Consider the following 22,696-nt stretch of genomic DNA (forward strand, 5'->3'; position numbering starts at 1 on the left):
TCCGTAACCCACAGATTAACGGACCGTGCGGATTCGGCCATTGTTACCGCTGTCGCCCCGGCCGACAGTAGTGAGCGACGGCCGAGCGGTCGTCACGGCGGCCGAGCAGCGGTCAGGCAGCGGCTGGCAGCAACCAGGCAGCGGCCAAGCAGCCATCAGGCAACGGCCACGCACCAACCAACGGGGAGCACACCATGACGCAGCACCACCCCATGACCCTCGTCCTGGGCGGCACCGGCAAGACCGGCAGCCGGCTCGTGAGCCGACTGACGGCGCGCGACCTGCCGGTACGCATCGGCTCGCGTTCCGGCGGGCTGCCCTTCGACTGGGAGCGGCCGGAGACCTGGGGCCCGGCCCTGGACGGCGTGCACGCGGCGTACGTCTCGTACTACCCCGACCTGGCCGTGCCGGGCGCGGTCGAGGCGGTGGGCGCCTTCGCGGAGTTGGCGGTGGCCCGTGGCGTGCGGCGGCTCGTGCTGCTGTCGGGGCGCGGCGAGGACGAGGCCGTGGCCTGCGAGCAGGCCCTCGCGGCGGCGGCCGAATCGGGGGCGGGAGCCGGTGCCGGCGCCGACTGGACGGTGTTGCGGTGTAGCTGGTTCAGCCAGAACTTCAGCGAGGGCTACCTGCTCGGCCCGGTGCTGGCCGGGGAGGTAGCGCTGCCGGCGGGACCGGTGGGCGAGCCGTTCCTCGACGCGGACGACATCGCCGACGTGGCCGCCGCGGTGCTGACCGAGGACGGGCACGCGGGCCGGGTCTACGAGCTGACCGGGCCCCGCCCGCTCACCTTCGCCGAGGCGACGGCGACCATCGCCGAGGTCACCGGCCGCCCCGTGCGCTACGCGCGGATCAGCCCGGAGGAGTACGCGGCCGGCCTCGCCGCCGAGCGGGTGCCGGCCGACGTGATCGCGTTCCTGGGCTACCTCTTCGGCACGGTCCTCGACGGCCGCAACGCCCGCGTCACCGACGACGTGCGGCGCGTCCTGGGCCGCCCCGCCCGCGACTTCGCCGACTTCGCCCGGGCCGCGGCGGCCTCGGGCGCCTGGGACGGGAAGTGACCCGCGATGCAACTCAAGACCCTGCACACCGTCGCGCTGCTCGCGGCGACCCTCACCACCGGCCTGATGGCCGGGCTGTTCGCCGCCTTCGGTTACGCGGTCATGCCCGGCCTCGCCGGGTCGAGCGACCGCACCTTCGTGGAGGCGATGCAGAAGATCAACGCGTCCATCCTCAACGGCTGGTTCATGTTCTGCTTCCTGGGCGGCATCGCGTTCACGGCCCTCGCCCTGGCACTGAGCCTGCGCTCGGGCGCCGACCGCGCGGCGCTGCCGTGGATCATCGCCGGACTCGTGCTCTACCTGGCCATGTTCGTGATCACCAGCGGCGTGAACGTGCCCCTCAACGACCAGTTGGCCAAGGCGGGCGATCCGGCCCGGATCGCCGACCTGGCCGCCGCCCGCCGGGACTTCGAGGCCCGCTGGGTCACCTGGAACACCGTGCGCGCCGTCGCCAACATCGCCGCCTTCGCCGTCCTGGCCTGGGCCCTCATCCTTCACGGCCGCGCCACGGCGTCGCCTGCGGCGTCGGCTGAGCCCGAGGCTGGGGCCTCGGTTACGACTTCGGCGTCAGCTCCGGCTGCGGCTTCGGTTTCCGCCACCGCCGTGGCCGCGCCGAACACGTCCGGGCCCGGAGCGGTCTCGTACGGGCCGGGAACGGTCGCGTACGGGCCAGGGGCGGACTCGGACGGACGGGGAACGGGCTCGTAGGGGTCGGGGTCGGTCGCGTACGGGCCGGGTACGGTCCGGGTTTCGGCTCCGTCATGAGCCATCGGGCCCCGCGAGGGCGGCGTCCAGGGCGGCGAGGTGGTGGGCGACCGGGCCGAGGGTGAGCAGCCCGCTGCCGGCTCCCGCCAACTCGTCTTCCGCAGGCAGTAGTTGGGACCGGGCGAGACGGATGACCGCCCGGTCGCCGATGCCGATGGCGGCCCGGCCGATGAGGCACCACAGGGCCTCGTACAGCAGGTCGTGGGGCGGCGGCGGGGCCGCGCGGAGCGCCGTCGCCGCCTCCGCGCGCCGCCCGTCGGCGAGCAGGGCCAGCGGGCGGACCCACGGCGCGTAGGGGCCCCAGTCGGCACCCCGGGTAGCGGGCAGGGCGGCGCCCTGGTCCTCACGGGTCAGCCACAGGCACAGCAGCGCCAGCGGCAGCAGCCCGCGCTCAAGGCCCGGCATGCCGGCGCCGTCCAAGCGCGCGGCGGCGGCGCGGTAGGCCCCCTCGGCTTCGGGCCCGGTGGGGTGGCCCGTCGCCACGAGGCTGAGCGCGCGGTACCACTGCGTGAACACGCCCACCAGCGGTAGTTCGTGCCGGTCGGCCAGCCGATCCACGGCGGCGGCGTGCCGGTCGGCGGTCGCGAAGTCGGCGAGGGCGGACCGGGCCTGGACGCGGATGAGGTGGCCCAGCACCTCGTAGGCGACCAGGCCGTGCCGGGCGGACAGGGCGACGAGTTCGGCACCGATCGCGTCCCGGTCGGGGGCCAGGCCCGCGCGCTCGAAGCACTGCATGAACCGGCCGCCCAGCGCGAACGCGAGCAGCGCCGGGTCGTCCAGGCGGCGGGCGATCTCCTCCGCCTCGCGGGCGGCGCGCGTCGCGCGCGGGGCTGGGGCCTGCGGGGCCGGGGGCCGCGAGGCGGGGGCAGCAGACGCTGGAGAGCCGGTCGCCGCGAGGGTGGCCAGGTCGGCGGCCTCCGGCGGGTCGGTCGGGGACCGGGTGCCGCGGGTCTCCAGGGCGATGGTGGCCAGCAGGCGGGCCCGGGCCGCCGCGTGGCCGGGGGCGGGGAGGGCGGCCAGGGTGCGTTCGGCCGCGGCGACGATGCGCGCCGCCTGCTCCGGGTCGTCCGCGCGGGTCCAGATCGCCGGTACGTCGTACGCGCCGATCACCCGCGCGGTCAGCTCCGGGTCCCCCAGCTCCTCCGCCGCCGCGACGGCCGCCAACCGGTGCGCGCGGGCCGCCTCCAGTCCCTCGCCCCCGGTCAGCGCGAGGTTGCGGAGGAGGCCCACCGTCGATTCGAGCCGGGCGCGCGCCCCGGCGGAGACGGCCCGGTCGTAGTCGGCCGCGGCCCGCGCCCACACCCGGGCCGCGGCGCCGGCGGGGTCGGGGGCGTCGGGGGCGTCGGGACCGGGCGCTGGCCGCACCTCGGAGGCCGAGGCCGGGGCCGGGGCCGGGGCCACGCCCGACGGACGCTCCGCGTCCGGGCCGGCGGCGACCGGGCCGGCGGCGTCCAGGTGGGTAACGTCCGGGTGGGCGACGTCCAGGTGGGCCGCCTGGTCGAGCACGTCCGCCTCCAGTTGGCGCAAGGCCGGGCCCGGGTCCACGCCGAGCTGCTCGACCAGCAGCGCGCGGGCCCGGCGCAGCACGGCGAGCGCGTCGCCCTGCCGGCCCGTGCGGTAGAGCGCGAGGGCGAGCAGCCGCCAGGCTTCCTCGCGCCACGGGTGCTCGGTCACGTGCGCGTCCAGGTCCGGCACCGCCTCGGCGGCCAGCCCGAGCGCCAGCCGCGCCCCGGCCCGCCGCTCGACGGCGTGCAGCCGCAGTTCCGCCAGTTTGGCCCGTTCGGCGCGGGCCCACGGCGCCTCGGCGAACTCGGCGTACCCGGGCCCGCGCCACCACCCGAGCGCCTCGTCGAGCCGTGCGAGCGCGTCGGCCGGCGGCAGCGTGGCCGTCGCCGTCACCGCCCGCTCGAAGCGCCACGCGTCCACCGCGTCCGGCTCGGCGCGCAGCGCGTACCCCGGGCCCTCGGTGACCAGCAGCCGGGCCGGCGCGCGCGGCGGGCGCTCCGGTTCCAGCGCGCGCCGGAGGGCGGCGACAAAGGTGCGTACGGCACTCACGGCGCCCGCCGGCGGCTCCTCCCACAGGTCGTCGACCAGGTGGCCGACCGGTACGACGCGGCGCCGGGCGACGATCAACCGGGCCAGCACCGCGCGGTGCCGTGGGCCCTTCAGGGCGATCGGCTCCCCGGCGTCGTCCCAGGCCGACACCGGCCCCAGCACCCCGAACACCGCCCGCACCCGCACCCGCCTCTCCGTACCGCCAGCCTTTCCGTACCGCCGGCCTCTCCGGATCACCCGCCGCCCATCGCGTACCGGGTCCGCGCCCGCCGCCACCGCGCGCCGCGACCCCGCGCACAGCGCCCGGCCGCCCGTCCGTCCCTCTGGCCGGCCCCGCCCCACGTGCCCCACTCCTCGCCACCGTATAGCGCGCTCATCCATCGCTCATCCGCGCCCAGCAGGCTGGGAACGTACCCGCCCACGGCGCGCGGCGGCGGCCCGACCGCCCCGTACCGCCCGCCCGGGCCCCCGCTCCGACCCAGGACGTGCGCCATGCCGCTCACCCGTCTCCCCCACTTCGCCTACCAGCGCGTTCGCGTCGCCGACGGCGTCTCGCTGAACGCGGCGGTCGCCGGCTCCGGCAGCCCGATCGTGCTGCTCCACGGCTTCCCGCAGACCCACCTCATGTGGCGGCACGTGGCCGCCGCCCTGGCCGCCGACCACACCGTGATCTGCCCCGACCTGCGCGGCTACGGGGCCAGCGACAAGCCGGCCGAGGGTGGCGACCCGCTCACGTACGCCAAGCGCACCATGGCCGCGGACATCGTCGCCCTCGCCCGCGCGCTCGGGCACGAGCGGTTCGCGCTGGCCGGGCACGACCGGGGCGCGCTCGTCGCCTTCCGCGCCGGCCTCGACCACCCGTCCGCCGTCACCCACCTGGCCTGCCTCGACGTGCTGCCCACCCTGGACATGTGGGACGTCATGCACGGCACCAGCGCGGCCGTCGGCTACCACCTCTACCTGATGGCCCAGCCGCCCGGCCTGCCCGAGCGGATGATCAGCGCCAGCGCCGACGCGTTCTTCGGCTCGTTCCTCGACGCCTGGGCCAACGACCCGCGCGCCATCCCCGCCGACGTACGCGCCGCCTACCTGGACGCCTGCCGCGCCGCCGTGCCCTCCATCGTGGCCGACTACCGCGCCTCGGCCGGCAGCGACGTCGAGCACGACGAGGCCGACCGGGCCGCCGGCCACCAGTTCGCCATGCCCGTCACCGTCCTCCAGCAGGACTGGGGCGCCGCCCTCGGCTTCGACGCGGCGGCCCGCTGGCGCGCCTGGGCCCCCGACCTGCACCACGCCACCGTCTCCTGCGGTCACTTCATGGCCGAGGAGGACCCGGAAACGATCACCGCTGCCCTGCGCGACCTGCTGAAGCGCTAGCCCTGGCGACCCGGCCCGACCCCACCCGCACCCCAACTCCCGCACGCACCAGACCACTTCTTGACGCCACGCCACACGGGCGTAGCTTCGACCGGACGGATTCGCCGCCACCACCCGCACCGCGCTCCCCCGTCCCGAGGAGAGGTCATGGCCGCCGTGGAACCGATCGCCCGCATCACCCAGGGCACCGTCCGGGGCCGGGCCCGGGAGGGGGTGGCGGTCTTCACCGGCGTGCCGTACGCGGCGGGGCCGACCGGCGCGGCCCGGTTCGCCCCGCCCGCGCCACCCACCTGGCGCGGCGAGTGGGACGCGCGCGAGCCCGGGCCGAGCGCCCCGCAGGTCGGCGAGCCGGGCCGGTCGCCGCTCCAGGACCTGATGGGCGAGGGCTGGCTGCCCGGCGCCGAGTACCTGACGGCCAACGTCTGGACGCCGTCCCCCGAACCCGGCGCGCGCCTGCCGGTGCTGGTCTACCTGCACGGCGGCGCGTTCGTCGGCGGGCGCGCCACGGCCGGCCTGTACGACGGGACCTCGTTCGCCCTGGCCGGCGTGGTGCTGGTCAGTCTCAACTACCGGGTCGGCGTCGCCGGTTACGCCCACCTGCCGGGCGCGCCCGCCAACCGTGGCCTGCTCGACCAACTCGCCGGCCTGCGCTGGGTACGCGACAACGTGGCCGCCTTCGGCGGGGACCCGGACCGGGTGACCGTCTTCGGCGAGTCGTCGGGCGCGGCGAGCGTGTGCGCGCTGCTGGCCTCGGCCCCGCGCGGCCTGTTCCGGCGCGCGATCAGCGCCAGCGGCGGCGGCTCGCAGTCCCTCACCCCGGCCCAGGCGAGCGCGACGACCCGCGCCCTGGCCGACCATCTCGGCGTGCCCCCGACGGCCGAGGCGTTCGCGCCACTCCCCGACGAGGCCCTGGTGAACGCGCTGGCCCACGTCCTGGCCGAGCCGCCGAACCTGACCGTCGCCGGCGTACGCGACCCACTGATGGGCCTGACCCCGCTGGGCCTGGTCATCGACGGCGAGTCGGTACGCGGCCAACCGGAGGACGCGATCCGCGCGGGTGCCGCGTCCGACGTCGCCCTGCTGCTCGGCAACACGGCCGACGAACTGAACCTGTTCCAGCTCACGCGCGGCACCCCACCCGTCGACGCGCGGTCGCTACCGCTCCTCGTCTCCCGCCTGCACCCGGACCCGGCGCGCGTCATCGCCGCGTACAAGGCCGCGGGGCGCGGTACGACGCCCGCCGAACTCCTCTCCGCCATCGGCACCGACTACATGTTCGCCGTCCCCACCGCCCGCCTGGCCGACGCCCACGCCCCGCACCCGGCCGGCACCTGGCGTTACGAGTTCACCTGGCGCTCCCCCGCCTTCGACGGCCTCCTCGGCGCCTGCCACGGCCTGGACCTCCCGTTCGCCTTCGCCAACCTGTCCCGCGTGGACCTCCACACCCTCGGCCTCGTCCCCGACGCGGCCGAACCCCGCGAGCTGGCCCGCCGCACCCACGCCGCCTGGGTCGCCTTCACCACCACCGGCGACCCCGGCTGGCCCCGCTACACCCCTGACCGCCCGACGGTGCAACGGCTGACCCCGTCCTGGCCGACGACGGAGTCGGCGGACGGGGCGGAGCGGGGGGTGTGGGCGGGGGTTCGGTGGTCTTGTTGGGTGGGTGTGTTTCGGATGTGTGGGCGGGCTTCGGGTGTAGGGGTGGCCTTTGGCTGGGTGGGTGGGCATCGGCTGTGTGTGTGACTGCTGGGGCAGTCCAGCCTTGCGGGCCAGCGGGAGCCGTTGGGTGCCCGAGCCTGCCGGAGGGCAAGCCTGCGTGCGGGCCCCGGCTTGCGGTACGCGCCGGCCCCAGCCCCGCGCGGCGGGGACGTCGACGGGGTGCCGTTCTTGGCCTTGATCTCTCAGGGGCCAACCCCGCGCGTGCGGGGAGCGCTGCTCGCTCTCGTCCTGCGCCTGCTCAACGGCCGGACCAACCCCGCAGCGGCGGGGAGGGCCCACGCATCCCGGAGCTGACCGAGTAACCGACGGGACCAACCCCGCGTGCCTGCGGGGACACCTCCAGGCCCAGCGCCAGTTTGGCCTGCACCTCGGGGCCAACCCCGCAGGGCGGGGACACGGGTATGACGGCCCTGATCATCGGCGGCAGCGGCGGGCCAACCCCTGCGGGGGCGGGGACGAGACGAAGCCCTCCAGTTGCAGCCACGCGTAAGCGGGGCCAGCCCCGCGCGCGGGGACGAGGGACCAATTGAAGATGCCCTGCTTCTTCATTCGGGTCCACCCCACAGGGGCGGGGGACGAGGCCGATCGGCAGACCCGAACCCTCCGTGTGCCGGGGCCACCCCCGCATGCGCAGGGACCAGTGCGTCCCGGTGTGGTCGCCGCGCTCCAGCGCGGGGCCACCCCCGCACGCGCGGGGACGAGCTGTGGAGCCTGCCCACCATCCGAGCTTCGGAGGGGCCACCCCCGCACGCGCGGGGACGAGAGCAATTGACCTGCGGATTTACCGCGCCCGACCCCGGTTTTTTGCAACTTCCGCGAACTCCGACCTATCGCCCAAGCCAGACAAGCAACTCACAGCCCCCCTGCACGATCCCGCCAGCGTCCCGCCGAAGACCCGGTTACCGACCACACATCACTCCGGCACGGGCAGACACTCGGCGAGCAGGCCGACAACATCGCGCCAGGCCCGTTCCGCGTGCAGCGGGTGGTGGCTGACGCCTGGGCGTACCGCGTGGTCGACCGGCGGGTGGTGGAAGGCGTGCTCGGCGCCGCCGTAGACCACCAGTCGCCAATCGACGCCTGCGGCCTGCATCTCCGCAGTGAAGGCTTCCCGTTGCGCGGGCGGCATGATCGGGTCCTCCGACCCCACCCCGGCCCACACGGGGCATCGAATGTTCGCGGCCTCACCCGGTCGGCCCGTAGTCACCGCGTTGATCGTCCCGATCGCGCGGAAGTCGACGCCCGCGCGCCCGAGTTCCAACGCGATGGCGCCCCCGGTGCCGTATCCGATGGCGGCGATCTGATCGGGGTCCGTACGCGGCTCGGCGCGCAAGACGTCGAGCGCCGCGTAACCGATGTCCCGCATCCGGTCGGTGTCGTCAAGAAGAGGCATGACGTACGCCAACATCTCCTCGGGGTCGCTGAACCAACGCCCGCCGTTGAAGTCGAAGGCCAGCGCCACATAACCCAGTTCGGCCAAGGCGTCCGCCCGTCGGCGCTGGAAGTCGTTCAGCCCCGTCCCCTCGGGCCCGACCAGAACCGCAGGCCGACGACCCACGCCGGCCGGAATCGCAAGGCGCCCCACCATCGTGAGGCCGTCGGCCGGATACTCGACCGTGCGCGTTGTTATCGTCGTCATACGTCTGGACGGTAATGACCGCCGAGCCCAACCGGGCATGTGTTCACCGCCGGCAGAACGACGCCGCGCGCCTCTGAAGTGCGGCGACGGCTCGGCAGGTTCGCCGCGAAGCAGAGGTTGTGGGGCGGTGTTGGGCGCCCGCCTTGGTCATGGCGACGGACAGGGAAGCGCGCCGAGTTCAGGGCGGCGGGCACACCGACCCCGACAAGCGCCAGAGGCCAACCCCGCTCGCGCGGGGACCAACACGCGCCGATGACATTCTTCCGTCCGGCTTGGGGACCATCCCCGCGCGCGCGGGGACCAGAGCAATTGACCTGCGGGTTTACCGCGCGACACCCCGGTTTTTTGCAACTTCCGCGAACTCCGGCCTATCGCTCAAACTCGGCAGATCGCCCACAACGCCCCCTTGCTGGCCAGGCTTCACAGCCTATCTGCGTTCGCCCCCTGAGGCTCAAGGACAAGAAAGCTGGACCGCCAACCCGCCAACTGTGCCACCCCGTTCACAAGACGGCACAGCCAGCGTCACCCACGGCCACCCCCGCACCCACCCAGCGCCCCCCACCCGCAGGCGCCGGCATCCCACACCACCGCCCCAACGCCACAGCCCGCACCGCCTCCTCACCCCGCCTACGGGCCAGCACTCGGCCCGATGTCCTCAGCCGGGGTGACCAGCCACCGCAAGGTGACCGTCGCCGCGTAGCGGACGTGCCGGCCGTCGGGGTGGTCGCGGGCCGTGTGGCTCGTGCACCAGCGCTGGGCCTGGTGGTGTTGGTCCGTGATGGACTCCGACGGCTCTGGCTCCGGCGACTGCTCGCCACAGGTCACGCACATCGCGCGGACGAGATAGGCGTCAGTCTCCGGGTCAGGCCCCAGGCGCATCTCGACGTAGCGGTACCGACTGCGGCTCATGTGCGCCGCCGGCTGGCGGGCGAGCGCGCGGCGTGGTCACATGCGGGGTTGACCTCCAGGCAGCAGGGGACGGGTTCAGCCGGGCCGGATCGACCTCCGGCCGGCGCCTCTCCCGTACGCGCCGAGTCCCCCACACACACGGGGCATGGCGACGACAGCGCAGCCGTGCCGTGGGTGAACCGTACGGCCGAGGCGAGGATCGCGCCGAGGTAGTGCGGTTGGGCCAGGTACCGCCCCGACCAGTCGCGAGGGAGCCGCCAGTGCAACCCAGGGCCGGCATGCCGCAGGGCGGACGGCACCCCGACGTAGTGGGTCCCGGGGCCGGGCCCCAGCAGGGCGACATGCCGCCCCAACCGCTCCCACTGCGGCACCACGGACGCCTGACCGGCCGGCACCAACCAGTACGCGGCAGCGGTCAGCGGATCAACGATCGCGGCGCACCTCTCGCTCACGTCCAACATCTCGAACGCCCGCCGAGCCACGACCATGGACGTCCGAACCGCGTCCCAGCGCCGCCCCGCAGGCAGCAGGGCAACCGCCTCGCACGAGGGTGGCACCCAGTCCATTTCGCTCACGAGCGAACTCCCGGACGCAACACGGCAATCGCCTCGACCAACCGACCCGCGTCCGTCAGCAGCCGCCCCGGCTCCGGCGGGACACGCCACCACACCATCCGGGCCCGCGCCATGCCCGGAACGAAGACGTACGCCCCGTTGTCGCCCGCGAGGCTGACCACCTCGTGCCCGTACAGGTGCCGCACGGCCGCCGCCTTGGGCTCGATCAACCACACGAGCCGCTCCGGCACGTCCTCCTCGATGACCGCCCCGCTCTCGTCGCCGAGCGCGGCCAGCACCGGGTTCCCCAGGTAGTACGGCAACGACAACGTGTGCCAACCCAGTTCACCGATCCTGGTCCACCGCACCCCACCCCCGGGCGGCACCCAGTCGAAGGGTGGGGGCGAGGTGTATTCGGTCCAGGTCGGCATGGCGCAGCCCTCCAGCGTGGTTGGTGATCGAACGACTACCGACCGTAAGGAGTTGGCGGCTGCGCCTCAATGGTCATTCGTCACAGCCGAGCGGCGAAGGGGTATCGCCGCACTACAGCGGCACACCGATCGCGTCAGCCAGGCGCCGCATGTCCGGGGTCAGCGTCCGCCGCTTGCGGATGACCCTGGTCGCGATGTCCTGTGCGTACCGCTGCTGTGGAAGCCACTCGGGGGACACATCCTGGATGCCGTACAGCACCTCCATGGCCTGGCCGTACTGGCGCATGCGAGCGTGCGCATCGGCCACGTCGAGCAAGTGGCGATTGCGGTTGTTGCTGGTCGCTCGTAGGCCCCCGGAAGGGATCTTCCGCGCAAGACTCAGCACGACATCCGGCTTGTCGGCGATCGCCGCGTTCTCGGCGCGCTTCAGCGCCACCGTGACGGGGCCGAAGGAACGGAGGAAGTCCCCTCGGGGGGCGTGCTCGCGACCCAGCGCAGCCGCCGCCGAACATGCCATACGCATGGCATGCGCCGCCTGCTCCGGCTGCGCGTCTCGCACCGATGCCGCCGAGACCCGCAGCATCATCCATCCCCACGAGGACAACTCGTCGGGAGTGGCCCGGGACAGCCGGGGTTCTATGTCGTCACCCCACCGGGCGGCGAGTTCACGCGCCTTCGTCAACTGACCGGTACGCATGAGCAACCACGCCGTCGTGTTGACCGATGCCGAGCCATCCAGGCGGTCCGCTGACATCGCCGTCGCCTGTGCGAGCGCGCGCTCGGCCGCCTCGTACTGACGCGTTTGGGTGAGTAGCCACCCTGTGAGCTGGAGCAGCCTGCATCGAACGGCACGGGATCGGGGGTCACTCTCGTCCAGTGCTTCGGAGTCCCGGAGCAACCCCGGCAGAACCACGGCCAAGTCGGCGAAGCGGTCCTCGGAGAACAACGGTTCGGCCGCTTGCAGCGCGGCCTTCACACCCACCGGAGTGGGTGCGTCACCCTCGATGTACTCCGCTGCCGGGGCCCTTAGGAGCGCTGCGCGCACCGGCTCCCAGCGCTCTTCCGTTGGGAGGCTGGCCACCTCGGCGTCACGGCGCAGCAGGTAGGTTGTCGGCACGCGCAGGGCGAGAGCGAGGGCGCGGACGGTCTCCATCCTGGTTTCCCCGCCAGTACCCTGCTCCAGTTTTCGCACGGTTGAGTGAGACAGCCTGGCCGCACGAGCTAAAGCTTGTTGCGAGAGGCCGCGTCGCTTACGTAGGTCACGGACGCGCTCGCCGAGCATGGTCGGGGTCTCAGACATACTGGACTCCTCGTTCTGACGTAGGCACCTGAAACGGTACTCCCAGCTCGAACACGAGCGACAAACTTCTAGCTCGATCAACCTAGTTGGGCTGTCGCGCCGTTGACTTCCAGTGATGCAGCGCGCATCGGTGGTGGCCAGCCCCGCCTGCGCAGGGACCAGCCCCCTCTTCGATCGGCATCCGCGAGCACGACGGCACCATCCCCGCACGCGCGGGAACCAAGGTTTCCGGAACTACGACGGGGGAGAAGGCGGGGACCATCCCCGCACGCGCGGGGACCAGTCCGGCCGTACGGGCCACAACTCCAAGGGCACGGGACCATCCCCGCACGCGCGGGGACCAGAGCAATTGACCTGCGGCTTTATCTCGCCACACCCCGGTTTTTTGCAACTTCCGCGAACTCCGGCCTACCACCCAAGCCCGCCAGATCACCCAAAACTCCCCCTTGCCGCCCTCCAGGCCACCCAGGCTATCTCTCGGCCCCCACGCACGACGCCGACGAACAAGTACGTGAGTCCGCCAACTCCTCCGAGCCACCCCACCCTTCGCCCCCACCCCCTCGCCGTGGTTGGAACGACCACCACCCATCCCACATCCCCACGCCAGCGCCCACATGTAAGCCAACTGTCGGCCAGACTGGACCCATGGGGAGCGGCGTCGGGGCGAACGTCAGGCGGGAGCGGGAGCGGCTCGGGTGGAGTCAGGCGCGGTTGGCGCGGGAGGTCTGTCGGGTCGCTGGAGTTCGGGGCGAGCCGGTAGGCCGTCAGGAGATCAGCCGCTGGGAGACGGGGAAGCGCACCCCGCGTGACTGGCTTCCGTTTCTCGCCGCCGCCCTCCGGGTGTCCTCAGAAGCGCTCACGCGGCGGCAAGGGACACGCACGGGGCCGCAGCCCGCCGAGCCGCCTTCGCCGGCGCTGGCCGACTACCTTCCCGAGGGAGACCCGCTGGCCCCTCTCCGCGCCCGCGAGGGCCGCCGCGTCGGGATGGGCCAGGTCACCGACCTGCGGCAGCGCGTACACGGCCTGCGGCTGGCCGACGACGTACTCGCTGGAGGCGACCTCATCCGGCCCGCACTCCGGGAACTTCGGTCCGCCGTCCGCTTGTACCGCGAGGGCGCCCACACCGGAGCGGTTGGACGCGAACTCCTGCGCCCAGTTGACGAGTTGGCGCAGATCGCCGGATGGATCGCGAGCGATGCCGGACGGCACGCCGAGGCCGAGCGGATCTACCAGCTAGGGCTCAGCGCGGCGAGGCAAGCCGAGGACCACGCCCTGGCCGGGAACCTCGCCGGGTCGCTGGCCTACCAGTTCAGCAACACGGGCCGGGCGGGCGACGGCCTGGCCCTCGCCCGTGCCGCGCTGGACGGGGCCGGGGCGGACGCGCCACCCAAGGCCCGTGCGCTGTTCCTCGATCGGGTGGCCTGGGCGCACACCAAAGCCGGGGGTCGCGCGCACGCGCAGCACGCGATGCGGGCGCTGGGGGAGGCGGCGGAAGCGCTGGCCGAGGACAGCGAGGGCACCGAGTCCCCGGCATGGCTGTACTGGGTGGACGCCGGCGAACTCCAGGTCATGGAAGCCCGCGTCCACACCGAGCTACGCCGACCGCTCCGCGCCGTACCGCTCCTGCGTGCTGTGCTCGGCCAGTACGACGCGACGCACACGCGAGAACTGGCCCTGTACCTGTCGTGGCTCGCCGTGGCCTACGCCGACGCCAACGAGCCCGAGGCAGCGGCGGCGACCGCCGCGCGGGTCATGAGCCTGTCCGCCGACGTGGCCAGCGAGCGGACGGCGGCACGGGTCCGGGTGGTGCTGGCGCGGCTGGCCGAGTACGCCGAGGTGCCCGAGGTGCGAGCCGTACTCGACAGCGCGGTCTGACCACTCCCACGCGGGATCAAGCGCGGCGGGCCCTTGGTGGCGTGGTGGGCAGGGCACCCGCCCCCATCCACAGGCTGTGCACAGCGCACCCCGCCCCCGACCGGCCGCGCCCCCGCCTCCCATTCCACCAATCCGCCCAAGATCCACATGCGCCCCCGCACCGAGTCTGGTGACGTGACTACGACAGGGCCTCCGGCATCCGCCGAGGTCACCCCGTCCACGGCCCCTGACCCCGCAGGAGGCAGTCATGGCCGCCACCCCGGACACGACGACGCTCGCGGACCGTACGACGTCCGCCAGCCCGGCCCCCTCCACGCCGAGCCCGAAGGCGGACCCGTACGCCAGGCCCTCCCGTACGACCCCGTACGCCGGCCGGTGACCGATGAGCCAGCCGCAGCCCGACCCCGCCGACCCGGGGCGCCAGCCACAACCCACCCCGGCCTCCACCCCCACCCCCGCCAGCGCATGGCGCCGCCCCATGGTGGCGCGGCTGGCCAGCGAGGAGCATCGCACCGCGACCGTGCTGGAGCTGTTCTTCGACCTCTGTTTCGTCACCGCCGTGGCCCAGGCTGCCCTCGCGTTCGAGCATGAGCTGGCCGAGGGGCACGTCGGGCACGGGGTGCTCGGCTACGTGCTCGTGTTCTTCGCGATCTGGTGGGCGTGGATGAACTTCACCTGGTTCGCCTCCGCGTACGACACCGACGACGTGCCGTACCGGCTGCTCACCCTGGTGCAGATCGTCGGCGCCCTGATCATGGCCGCCGGTGCGGCCGAGGCACTCCAGAACGACGACTTCACCGTCATCACCTGGGGCTACGTCGTCATGCGGCTCGCCATGGTCACCCAGTGGCTGCGGGCCGCCCGCGCCGACCCGGAGCGGCGGCGTACGTGTCTGCGGTACGCGGTGGGCATCCTCGTGGTGCAGATCGGGTGGGCGGTGCGGCTCGCCCTGCCCGACGACGTCGGGCTCCTCACGTTCGGGCTGCTCGTGCTGGCCGAACTCGCCGTCCCGGCCTGGGCGGAACGCGCGGCCACCACCACCTGGCACCCGCACCACATCGCCGAGCGCTACGGCCTGTTCACGCTGATCGTGCTCGGCGAGACCATCACGGCGGCCACCGGCGCCGTCCGTACCGCCCTCGACACCGACGCGAGCATCGGCGACCTCGCGCCGCTCATCGTCGGGGGCGTCCTCACCGTGTTCGCCCTGTGGTGGCTCTACTTCGCCCAGCACGCGCCCCGCCGCCTCACCGGCCTCCCCAACGCGCTGCTGTGGGGCTACGGTCACTACCTGGTCTTCGCCTCCGCTGCCGCCGCCGGCGCCGGGCTCGCGGTCAACGTGGCGCACGCCACCGACCACGGGCACCTCACCGACCGCACGGCCGCCGCCGCGTACACGATCCCGGTCGCCGTCTTCATCACCCTCGTGTGGCTGCTGCACCACCGCGCCGCCGAGTTGCGTAACCCGGCCGACGTGATCCATCCGCTGGCCGTGCTCGCCATCCTGGCCAGCACCTTCGCGCCCGCCCCGGCCCCGGTCCTGGTCACCGGGGTCCTGGCGGCGCTCCTCATCGCCGCCACCCTCGTCCTGTCCGCGCGCGGCGCCGCCCGCGACCCCGCCCGCTCCCCCACCTGACCAGCGACGACGGGCGCTCAGTGGCCGCCCTTCGGCTCGAAACAGCCACCCTCCGCGTACAGCCCGTTGACGCCGACGTGGTAGTTGGTGGGCTGGGTGTACGCCGTGACGCAGGCGTCGTCACCCACGTACAGCGCGACCCTGGCCCCCTCGGGGGTGCCGTGCTGGTCGGCCTCCCCGCCCGTGTCCAACCCGGACACGGTCAGCGTCCCGTCGCCCGACTCGCCGCCCGCGCCCTGGCTCCGGTAGCCGAGTCCGAGCAGGGCCGCGCGTACCCGCTCGGGGTCCCACACCTTCGCCTTCCAGAGCCGCGCGATGACGGGCTCGACGCGGACGGCCTCCACCCGGGCGGCCCTCTCGCTGGCGGGGGACATGGTCTTCTCCGCCTTGAAGCCGTTGTTCTCGCCGTGGTGCGGGGCCCCGTCGGGTACGACGGGATCCACGTTGCCCTGGGGGCCGACGGGGGTACGTGTGGGCGAGGGTGCGGGCGAGTGGGTCGACGAGGGGGTGGGGGTCGCCCGCTGGCCCGACGCGGAGTCGGCGCGCTCCTGGCCACAGGCGGTCAGGGCCAGGGCCAGGGCGGCGCCCAGGTAGAGGACCGTGGTGACACGTCTGGAGCTGGGGCTGGGGCTGGGTCTCGGTATCCGCATGACCGGGACTCTGCCACGAGCGCCGGACCGCTCCGCACCCACGCGGGCGATCCGCCGCGTGACGTGGCCGCATCACGTGACTGCCACGCCCGAAGTGCCACCGGCCCGGACCGCACACGCGACCCGGGCCGGCAGCGGAGCGCTCAGAGGGGCACCCGGCCAGGCGCCCAGCCGAGATTCAGCTCACGACGCCGCCGGCAACGGCAACCGCACCCGGGCCGCCGACGTGCCCAGCCCCGTCGGGCCGCCCGCGACCCAGTCCGTCTTCGGGGCGAAGGTGCGGCGCAGGTCGGCCTCCTTGTAGCGGACGCACTCGCGGTGCCAGTTCAGGATGCCGGCGATCCAGTCCTTCAACTCGCCCACGTACGTGTCCACCTCGTGCCGCCCCTCCGCCGACAGCTCGAAGTCGTCGTAGAGCACGGGCAGTTCGTTCTCCGCGACGTGCAGGAACTGGCTCAGCCGGGACTCCATCAGCTCGTGCACCAGGCGCAGGCCGGTCGGGTAGTCGATGTCGAAGAACTTCTGCACGACCAGCACGCCGTTGTGGATCTCGCCCTCGTACTCGATCTCCTTCTGGTACGAGAAGACGTCGTTCAGCAGCGTCGCGTAGTCGGAGACCGCGTTCTCCAGGGAGCGCATCGGGCTGCTCTCGTACACCGCCGGCGGCACCTGCTTGCCGTGCCGCAGCCGGCACAGGCTCATGGTCAGGTCGGAGCCGAAGGTGTGGCGGCGCATCTCGATGTAGTCGATGGGGTCGGGAACGCGGTTGTGGAACTGGTTCTCCAGCTCCCACAGCCAGCTCGCCGTCATGTTCTCGATCGCCGCGCGGAACGTGGCGCGGTCGGCGGGTCGCATCGGACCGGCGGTGCGGGACCACAGGTCGATGAGGCCGCGTTCGAGGGCGTTCACCGGCTCCGGCGGCGTCGAGTCGTCCAGCGGCATGCAGGCGGACAGCCGCGCCGTGCACCGCTTGGCGCCGGCCAGGTCGCGCGGGGCGCCGAAGACGACGGGGTAGTAGTCGTCGCCGTACGTGCCCCAGGCCAGCCAGCACGCGCTGAGGTCCAGCTCCTCCGGCGTGGCATCCGGGTCGAGGCCGGCCGAGCACAGGGCGAGGTCGTAGCCGGCGAGCAACTCCTCGTTCCACACGTCCGAGTTGGGCACGCCAGGCTGGGCCTCCAGGATGCCCATCCGGTGCGCCCAGTCGATGACGTGCCGGCGCGAACCCTCCAGGTGCGGGCTGAGCTGGAGCGGGAAGGGCGGGTTGAGGTCGGGGATGCGGGACGGGCCGACCTTGGTGAAGGGCACGTGGCTGTACGAGCGCAGCCGCTTGGCCCCGGTGAGGGCGATCAGCGACGTGATGTTCGCCGACTCGGTGCCGAGCCCGGTGAGCGCGAACGGGCCCCACGGCGTCAGGCCCGCGGGCGCGTCCGCGCCGCCGCCGTTCATGTAGCGGCTGGAGCGCATGTGCCACTCGTGCCCGCCGGACTGCCAGTCCTGGAGCCCCTTGACGTACAGCAGCACGTCGGCGCACTCCCGCGGACTCAGCCCCTGGTCGGCGAAGAGTTGGGGGAGTTCGAGCAGGGTGGTGTTCTCGAACTGCTGGAGCCGCGAGGTGAGCAGGTCGTTGACGGCGTCCGCGGCCTCCTGCGTGGTGCAGTCGAGGAACCGCTCCAGGACGAGCACGCCGTTGCTCAGCTCGCCCTCCTCCTCGATCTCGCGCTGGTACGAGAAGAGGTCGTTGCGCAGGTGGACGCCGTCCGAGAAGGCGTCCCGCAGCACGCGCAGCGGGCGCGAGCCGGCGACCCTGGCCGGGACCTCGGCGCCCACCGCGTACTCGACCAGCCCCGACGACCAGGGCGCGCCGCCGACCTTGCGGCGCATCTCGATGTACTCCACCGGGTTGGACACCCGGCCGGCGTTGATGTTGGACAGCTCCCACAGCGACTCGTTGAGCAGGTTCTCGGTGCTCTCGGCGAAGCGGGCCCGCCACTCCATCGACATGCTGGGGACGGTGCGCCGCCACAGGTCGGCGAGGCCGGCCTCGACCGGGTTCTCCGGCTCGGGCATGGGCGTGGCCAGGTCCATCGGCATGAAGGCGGGCAGCCGGGCCAGGTGCTGCTTGCCGGCCTCGCGGTCCTGGGTGCGCTTGAACTTGTCCAGGAAGTAGTCGTCGAAGAAGAAGACCCACACGTACCAGTCGGTGACCAGCGAAAGGGCTTCGGCCGAGGTGTCGGGGTGGGTGTAGGCGCAGAGCAGGGCGTAGTCGTGGGCGTCCAGATCGCTCTGGTCCCAGATCCCGGAACCTTCCAACATGTCCATCTGCCGAGCCCACTGGCGGGAGTGTTCCCGGGCCGTCTCGACATGCGGGTTCAGCCGTGCCGGATAGGGCATGTAGAAGTCCGGCAATTCAAATGGCTGCGCCATTCTGGCCCGCCTTTCGCTCAAACTCACGGGGTGTGCGGAACTCGCGGCGGCGCGGGCGGTACGCCCGATGGGCACGTTTGTGCGAAGGCAGGGTGAAGCGCTTATTCGTTCGAATAAAATGCCGCCACCTCCACCGTGCCGCGTTACCGACCGCCACAGCACTACCCTGGGGCACGCCGGGTTACCCGCGCGGAGTTCTCCACATCTCTCCGCCTTTTTTTCCAAGCGTCGTTTTCCTTACGCGCCCCCGTTCGCCCCCGTGTTCGCCCCGCGCTCGCCTCGATGCCGCGCCCCCGTTCGCCCCGTGCTCGCCTCGATGTGTGTCCTCGCGTTCGCCCCCGTGGTCACCCCCGCGCTCGTCCTCGTGTTCGCGCTGGAGCGCCGCCGCCCTCCGCGCCCATGGCGGGCGCGAAGGGCGGCACGGGGCACGCGGGTCCCGTCGGGGGTCAGCGGCCCCGGTGGAGCGGGATGCGCAGCTCCTTGATCCACTGGTTGCGCAGGTAGTCGCGGGCCTTGAGGACGACCTCCTTCTTGCCCACCTGCACGCGCAGCCCGGTGTTCTCCTTGCCGGACATCGACGTCTCGCCACCCTTGCCGTCGTCGGTGAACGAGGTCTGGACGGCGCCGGTGTTCACGACCGTGAAGCCCTCCAGGTTGCCGGTGCCGGGCACGACCTTGCGCACGGCCCAGTCGGACAGGCCCAGGCTCCAGTGCGTGTGCGAGGTGAACAGCACCGCGTCCTTGTACTTGCCGAGAATGCCGAGCAGCCGGTCGGCCTGGAGGTAGTCGCCGCCGTACATCTTGTTGCGGGTGCCGGAGACGGTGTCGGGCAGTACGTGGTGCGAGAAGACCATCACCGGCTTGCCCTTGCGCTCCCAGTACCGCAGGCGCGCGTCGAGCCAGGCCAACTGCTCCTCGCTCATCCACACCTCGTCCCACTTCGCGGCGTCGTGGTACTTCATGTACTTCTCGGTGCCGAGCATCAGCATCGGCACGCCGTCCACGACGCGCTCGTAATAGACCTTGTCGAGGCCGGTGAAGTCGTAGAAGTTCTGGAAGAGTTCGCTTTCCTTGGTCCCGTTGGGCCAGGTGTCCTGACAGAGCTTGGACGCGTTGCAGTACTTCGGCACGTAGAACTCGTGGTTGCCGATGGTGAAGTACGTCTTCTTCGGGTGCGGGTGCGCGTTCAGCGTCTTGCGCACCTCCTGGTATTCGTGCGGGTAACCGCGGTTGGTGATGTCGCCGTTGACGACCAGGGCGCTGCTCTTGCCGGGCAGCCCCTTCATCTGGTCGAGGGCCCGCCCGAGGTCGGCCGTGTCCCCCTGGACGTCGCTGACGACGTCGAAGGTCACGTCTCTGTGCCGGTCTCTGGCCTCGTGGCCGCCGGGCGCGGCGCCGGCGGGGACGAGGGCCGCGGCGGCGAGGCCGATGGCGGCGGTGAGGACGGCGGCGCCGGACACTATGGTGCGTTTCACGGCAAGGCTCCTGTTCGTCGGTACGGCCCGCGCGGCGGACGGGCGGCGCGGGCCGGCGGGGGAAGTCGGGCCCGAGCAGCGAAACAACGCCCCCTGAGCGTGGGCGAACGCGGCACAAAGCGGAGCATGGCCGGCGCGTGAATATCACGTTCCCATTACCGGTCTAGGCCGAAGCCGACCCCGTGCCCGCCGCCTGACGCCCCGCTGGCGGCCCGCCGGTCGGTGGTCGCTCGGCCCGCCGGCTGATGCTCCCTCGGCCCGGGGCGCCGTCGTACGCTGCCGGCATGCTCGTCGCCCGGTCCATCGCCCTGTTCGTCCTCGCCGCCCTGCTGGAGATCGGCGGCGCCTGGCTGGTCTGGCAGGGCGTGCGGGAGCACCGCGGGTGGCTGTGGATCGGGGCCGGGGTGATGGCGCTGGGGGCGTACGGCTTCGTCGCCACGCTCCAGCCGGACGCCGAGTTCGGGCGCATTCTGGCCGCGTACGGCGGGGTCTTCGTCGCGGGCTCGCTCGCCTGGGGCGTGGTCGCCGACGGCTACCGCCCGGACCGCTACGACGTCGTCGGCGCGCTGACCTGCCTGGTCGGCGTCGGGATCATCATGTACGCGCCGCGCGGCGGCTGAGCCCGCACCGCCCCGCACGCCACGGCCGCCCCAGCCACCACAGCCGACAGGACCGACCGGGCCGATCAGACGCTCGGCATATCCTGCGTACGGAGATCATGACCGCCGTACCCAGGAGGTTTCCGTGACCGCACCCACCGCCGTCATCACGGGCGCGAGCAGCGGCATCGGGGCCGCTACGGCGCGCCGGTTGGCCGCCGCCGGATACCGGGTCATCCTCACCGCCCGCCGCGCCGACCGGATCGAGGCGCTGGCCGCCGAGCTGACGGTGGCCGGGCGGCAGGCCGTCGCGTACCCGCTGGACGTCACCGACCGCGCCGCCGTCAACGCCTTCGCCGCGACGCTCGACGACCACCCCTCCGTGGACGTCCTGGTGAACAACGCGGGCGGGGCGCTGGGCGCGGACCCGGTGGCCACGGCCGACCCGGACGACTGGCGCACCATGTACGAGACCAACGTGCTCGGCACCCTGCACCTCACCCAGGCCCTGCTCCCGGCCCTGACGGCGGCGGGCCAGCGGGCCGCGGCGGAGTCGGGCGGCTCGGGGGCGGGCACCGTCGTCATCGTGTCGTCCACGGCCGGGCTCGCGACGTACGAGGGCGGCGGCGGGTACGTGGCTGCCAAGCACGGCGAGCACGTCCTGGCCGAGACGCTGCGGCTGGAACTGTGCGGCACCCCGGTCCGGGTCATCGAGGTCGCGCCGGGCATGGTGAAGACCGAGGAGTTCGCCAGCACGCGCTTCAGGGGCGACCTGGAGAAGGCCGCGGCCGTGTACGCGGGCGTCGCCGAGCCGCTGACCGCGGACGACGTCGCCGACACCATCGAGTGGGCCGTCACCCGGCCCAGCCACGTCAACATCGACCTGCTCGTCGTCCGCCCGCGCGCCCAGGCGTCCAACTACAAGGTGCACCGGGAGAGTTGATCGCCGCAGGGCCCGGCCCAGCCCCGAGCCCCGACCGGTGGCCGCCGCCTCCGCCCGCTGCGACGCGGGCGGAGGCGGTTGGGCGCGTGGTGCGGGACGGCGCCCGGTAACGCCGCGGGGTGCGTGCTGCGGGGCGCGCGGGCGGGGGTACGCGTTCACGCACGCACACCCACAGCCGCGCCTCCGTGCTAGACGGCCCGGGACAGGGTGTCGAACTCGGCGTCGGAGAGTTCGATGGTGGCGGCGCGCACGTTCTCGTCCAGGTGGGCCACGGACGAGGTGCCCGGTATCGGCAGCATCGCCGGGGAGCGCTTGAGCAGCCAGGCCAGGGCGAGTTGCGACGGGCTCACGCCGCGCTGCTCGGCCAGCGTGGCCAGCGGGCCGTCGCCCTGCGCGAGCCGCCCGGTGGCCAGCGGGTACCACGGGATGAAGCCGATGCCGTGCTCGGTGGCGTAGTCGAGCAGCGGCTCGGCGGTGCGGTTGGCCAGGTTGAACAGGTTCTGCACGGAGACGATCGGCGCCACCTTCGCCGCCTCCTCGACGTCCGCGATGGACACCTCGGAGAGCCCGATGTGCCGGATCTTCCCCTCCTCCCGCAACTCCTTCAACGCCCCGACCTGGTCCGCGAGGGGCACCTTGGGGTCGATGCGGTGCAACTGGAGCAGGTCGATCCGGTCCACCCCGAGGAAACGCAGGCTCAGCTCGACCTGCTGACGCAGGTACTCGGGCCGGCCGACCGGGATCCACTGGTCGGGCCCGGTGCGGGTGAGGCCGGCCTTGGTCGCGATGACCAGGCCGTCCGGGTACGGGTGCAGGGCGCGCTTGATGAGCGGTTCGGCGACCGCGGGACCGTAGGAGTCGGCCGTGTCGATGAAGTTCACGCCGAGCTCCACCGCCCGGCGCAGCACCCGTACGGCCTCGTCCGGGTCCTTCGGGTCACCCCAGACACCCGGTCCGGTCAGTTGCATCGAACCGAAGCCGAGGCGGGTGACCGGGAGGTCAGTACCCAGGGTGTAGTCGCCCGCCGCCAGTGCGGGTCGCTGGTCCGAGGTCACAGTGCGTCTCCTTCGCTCGTCCGTCCATGGCTGGCGGACTCCGTTCGTCGCTTGCCGCGCCCGCGCGTGGGTGCGCGCCGGGCGCGTACGGGACTCGACGGTTACCAACCGCTGATCGGCGAGGTGAATTCCGTGACCGTACGCCCCATCTCACGCGGGGCACCCCGGCCCGCTCCGCGCGGGCTCCGCCCCGGGGCGTCGAGGCGAGGGCGCCGCCCCGCGCGACCGCGCGCAC

Annotated in this window: 19 protein-coding genes and 1 pseudogene; 10 read left to right on the forward strand and 10 right to left on the reverse strand. The window is 73.0% G+C overall.

Annotated elements, in window-relative coordinates:
- Positions 1-194: 194 nt before the first annotated feature.
- Complete coding sequence (locus H7H31_RS13900) at positions 195-1,055, forward strand: Rossmann-fold NAD(P)-binding domain-containing protein (protein ID WP_187062932.1); 861 nt, start codon at positions 195-197, stop codon at positions 1,053-1,055.
- Positions 1,056-1,061: 6 nt separating this feature from the next.
- The gene (locus tag H7H31_RS13905; RefSeq protein ID WP_187062933.1) at positions 1,062-1,763 is read left to right on the forward strand and encodes an anthrone oxygenase family protein; all 702 of its coding nucleotides are present in this window, start codon (positions 1,062-1,064) and stop codon (positions 1,761-1,763) included.
- A gap of 51 nt (positions 1,764-1,814) precedes the next feature.
- Here H7H31_RS13905 and H7H31_RS13910 read toward each other — a convergent pair whose 3' ends face one another.
- The gene (locus H7H31_RS13910; RefSeq protein WP_187118244.1) at positions 1,815-4,055 is read right to left on the reverse strand and encodes an AfsR/SARP family transcriptional regulator; all 2,241 of its coding nucleotides are present in this window, start codon (positions 4,053-4,055) and stop codon (positions 1,815-1,817) included.
- A gap of 312 nt (positions 4,056-4,367) precedes the next feature.
- Here H7H31_RS13910 and H7H31_RS13915 point away from each other — a divergent pair, with 312 nt between their 5' ends.
- Positions 4,368-5,252 carry an alpha/beta fold hydrolase gene (locus tag H7H31_RS13915; protein WP_187060110.1) on the forward strand — a complete coding sequence of 295 codons (885 nt, stop codon included), beginning with the start codon at positions 4,368-4,370 and terminating at the stop codon, positions 5,250-5,252.
- 147 nt (positions 5,253-5,399) lie between these two features.
- Entirely contained in the window at positions 5,400-6,995 is a 1,596-nt protein-coding gene (locus tag H7H31_RS13920) for a carboxylesterase/lipase family protein (RefSeq protein WP_187117918.1), read from the forward strand.
- Positions 6,996-7,884: 889 nt separating this feature from the next.
- Here the strand turns inward: H7H31_RS13920 and H7H31_RS13925 are convergent.
- The 5 genes from H7H31_RS13925 to H7H31_RS13945 form a co-directional block, all read right to left on the reverse strand.
- Positions 7,885-8,610 carry a dienelactone hydrolase family protein gene (locus H7H31_RS13925; protein WP_187059721.1) on the reverse strand — a complete coding sequence of 242 codons (726 nt, stop codon included), beginning with the start codon at positions 8,608-8,610 and terminating at the stop codon, positions 7,885-7,887.
- A 627-nt stretch (positions 8,611-9,237) separates the two neighbouring features.
- Positions 9,238-9,519 carry a DUF7848 domain-containing protein gene (locus H7H31_RS13930; protein WP_187060340.1) on the reverse strand — a complete coding sequence of 94 codons (282 nt, stop codon included), beginning with the start codon at positions 9,517-9,519 and terminating at the stop codon, positions 9,238-9,240.
- Entirely contained in the window at positions 9,516-10,094 is a 579-nt protein-coding gene (locus H7H31_RS13935) for a hypothetical protein (protein WP_187060341.1), read from the reverse strand. The genes H7H31_RS13930 and H7H31_RS13935 overlap by 4 nt, the downstream gene beginning before the upstream one ends.
- Entirely contained in the window at positions 10,091-10,504 is a 414-nt protein-coding gene (locus H7H31_RS13940) for a hypothetical protein (protein WP_187060342.1), read from the reverse strand. Before H7H31_RS13940 ends, H7H31_RS13935 begins: the two co-directional genes overlap by 4 nt.
- A 112-nt stretch (positions 10,505-10,616) precedes the next feature.
- Positions 10,617-11,804 carry a helix-turn-helix domain-containing protein gene (locus tag H7H31_RS13945; protein ID WP_187060343.1) on the reverse strand — a complete coding sequence of 396 codons (1,188 nt, stop codon included), beginning with the start codon at positions 11,802-11,804 and terminating at the stop codon, positions 10,617-10,619.
- A 645-nt stretch (positions 11,805-12,449) separates the two neighbouring features.
- On the opposite strand from H7H31_RS13945, the pseudogene H7H31_RS34765 reads away from it, so the two are divergent.
- The 4 genes and pseudogenes from H7H31_RS34765 to H7H31_RS13955 form a co-directional block, all read left to right on the forward strand.
- Positions 12,450-12,656 (forward strand): annotated as a pseudogene (locus H7H31_RS34765) (helix-turn-helix transcriptional regulator); the annotation flags it as partial.
- A 132-nt stretch (positions 12,657-12,788) separates the two neighbouring features.
- On the forward strand, positions 12,789-13,679 hold the full coding sequence (locus H7H31_RS13950) for a hypothetical protein (RefSeq protein ID WP_232109825.1): 891 nt from the start codon (positions 12,789-12,791) through the stop codon (positions 13,677-13,679).
- Positions 13,680-13,926: 247 nt separating this feature from the next.
- Positions 13,927-14,058 (forward strand): hypothetical protein, encoded by a 132-nt coding sequence (locus tag H7H31_RS34585; RefSeq protein WP_261905707.1) that lies wholly within the window; start codon positions 13,927-13,929, stop codon positions 14,056-14,058.
- Between the two features lie 99 nt (positions 14,059-14,157).
- Positions 14,158-15,315, forward strand: a complete 1,158-nt coding sequence (locus H7H31_RS13955) for a low temperature requirement protein A (protein WP_187063248.1) — start codon at positions 14,158-14,160, stop codon at positions 15,313-15,315.
- Between the two features lie 17 nt (positions 15,316-15,332).
- On the opposite strand, the gene H7H31_RS13960 is transcribed toward H7H31_RS13955, so the two are convergent.
- From H7H31_RS13960 to H7H31_RS13970, 3 genes are all read right to left on the reverse strand, one after another.
- Positions 15,333-15,965 carry a hypothetical protein gene (locus H7H31_RS13960; RefSeq protein ID WP_187063249.1) on the reverse strand — a complete coding sequence of 211 codons (633 nt, stop codon included), beginning with the start codon at positions 15,963-15,965 and terminating at the stop codon, positions 15,333-15,335.
- A 183-nt stretch (positions 15,966-16,148) separates the two neighbouring features.
- Positions 16,149-18,389, reverse strand: coding sequence for a family 2 encapsulin nanocompartment cargo protein terpene cyclase (locus H7H31_RS13965; RefSeq protein WP_187063250.1), 2,241 nt, complete (start codon positions 18,387-18,389; stop codon positions 16,149-16,151).
- Positions 18,390-18,835: 446 nt separating this feature from the next.
- A complete protein-coding gene (locus H7H31_RS13970; RefSeq protein ID WP_232109827.1) occupies positions 18,836-19,864 on the reverse strand; it encodes a DUF4073 domain-containing protein in 1,029 nt (342 codons plus the stop codon).
- Between the two features lie 284 nt (positions 19,865-20,148).
- Between H7H31_RS13970 and H7H31_RS13975 the strand changes: the two genes are divergently transcribed.
- Together H7H31_RS13975 and H7H31_RS13980 are read left to right on the forward strand one after the other, a co-directional pair.
- On the forward strand, positions 20,149-20,484 hold the full coding sequence (locus H7H31_RS13975; protein WP_187063251.1) for a YnfA family protein: 336 nt from the start codon (positions 20,149-20,151) through the stop codon (positions 20,482-20,484).
- Between the two features lie 124 nt (positions 20,485-20,608).
- Positions 20,609-21,406, forward strand: coding sequence for an SDR family NAD(P)-dependent oxidoreductase (locus tag H7H31_RS13980; protein ID WP_187063252.1), 798 nt, complete (start codon positions 20,609-20,611; stop codon positions 21,404-21,406).
- Between the two features lie 188 nt (positions 21,407-21,594).
- Here the strand turns inward: H7H31_RS13980 and H7H31_RS13985 are convergent, their stop codons facing one another.
- Positions 21,595-22,461 carry an aldo/keto reductase gene (locus H7H31_RS13985; RefSeq protein ID WP_187063253.1) on the reverse strand — a complete coding sequence of 289 codons (867 nt, stop codon included), beginning with the start codon at positions 22,459-22,461 and terminating at the stop codon, positions 21,595-21,597.
- Between the last annotated feature and the right edge of the window lie 235 nt (positions 22,462-22,696).

Source organism: Streptomyces buecherae (genome assembly GCF_014295035.1).
Classification (GTDB): Bacteria; Actinomycetota; Actinomycetes; order Streptomycetales; family Streptomycetaceae; genus Streptomyces; species Streptomyces youssoufiensis.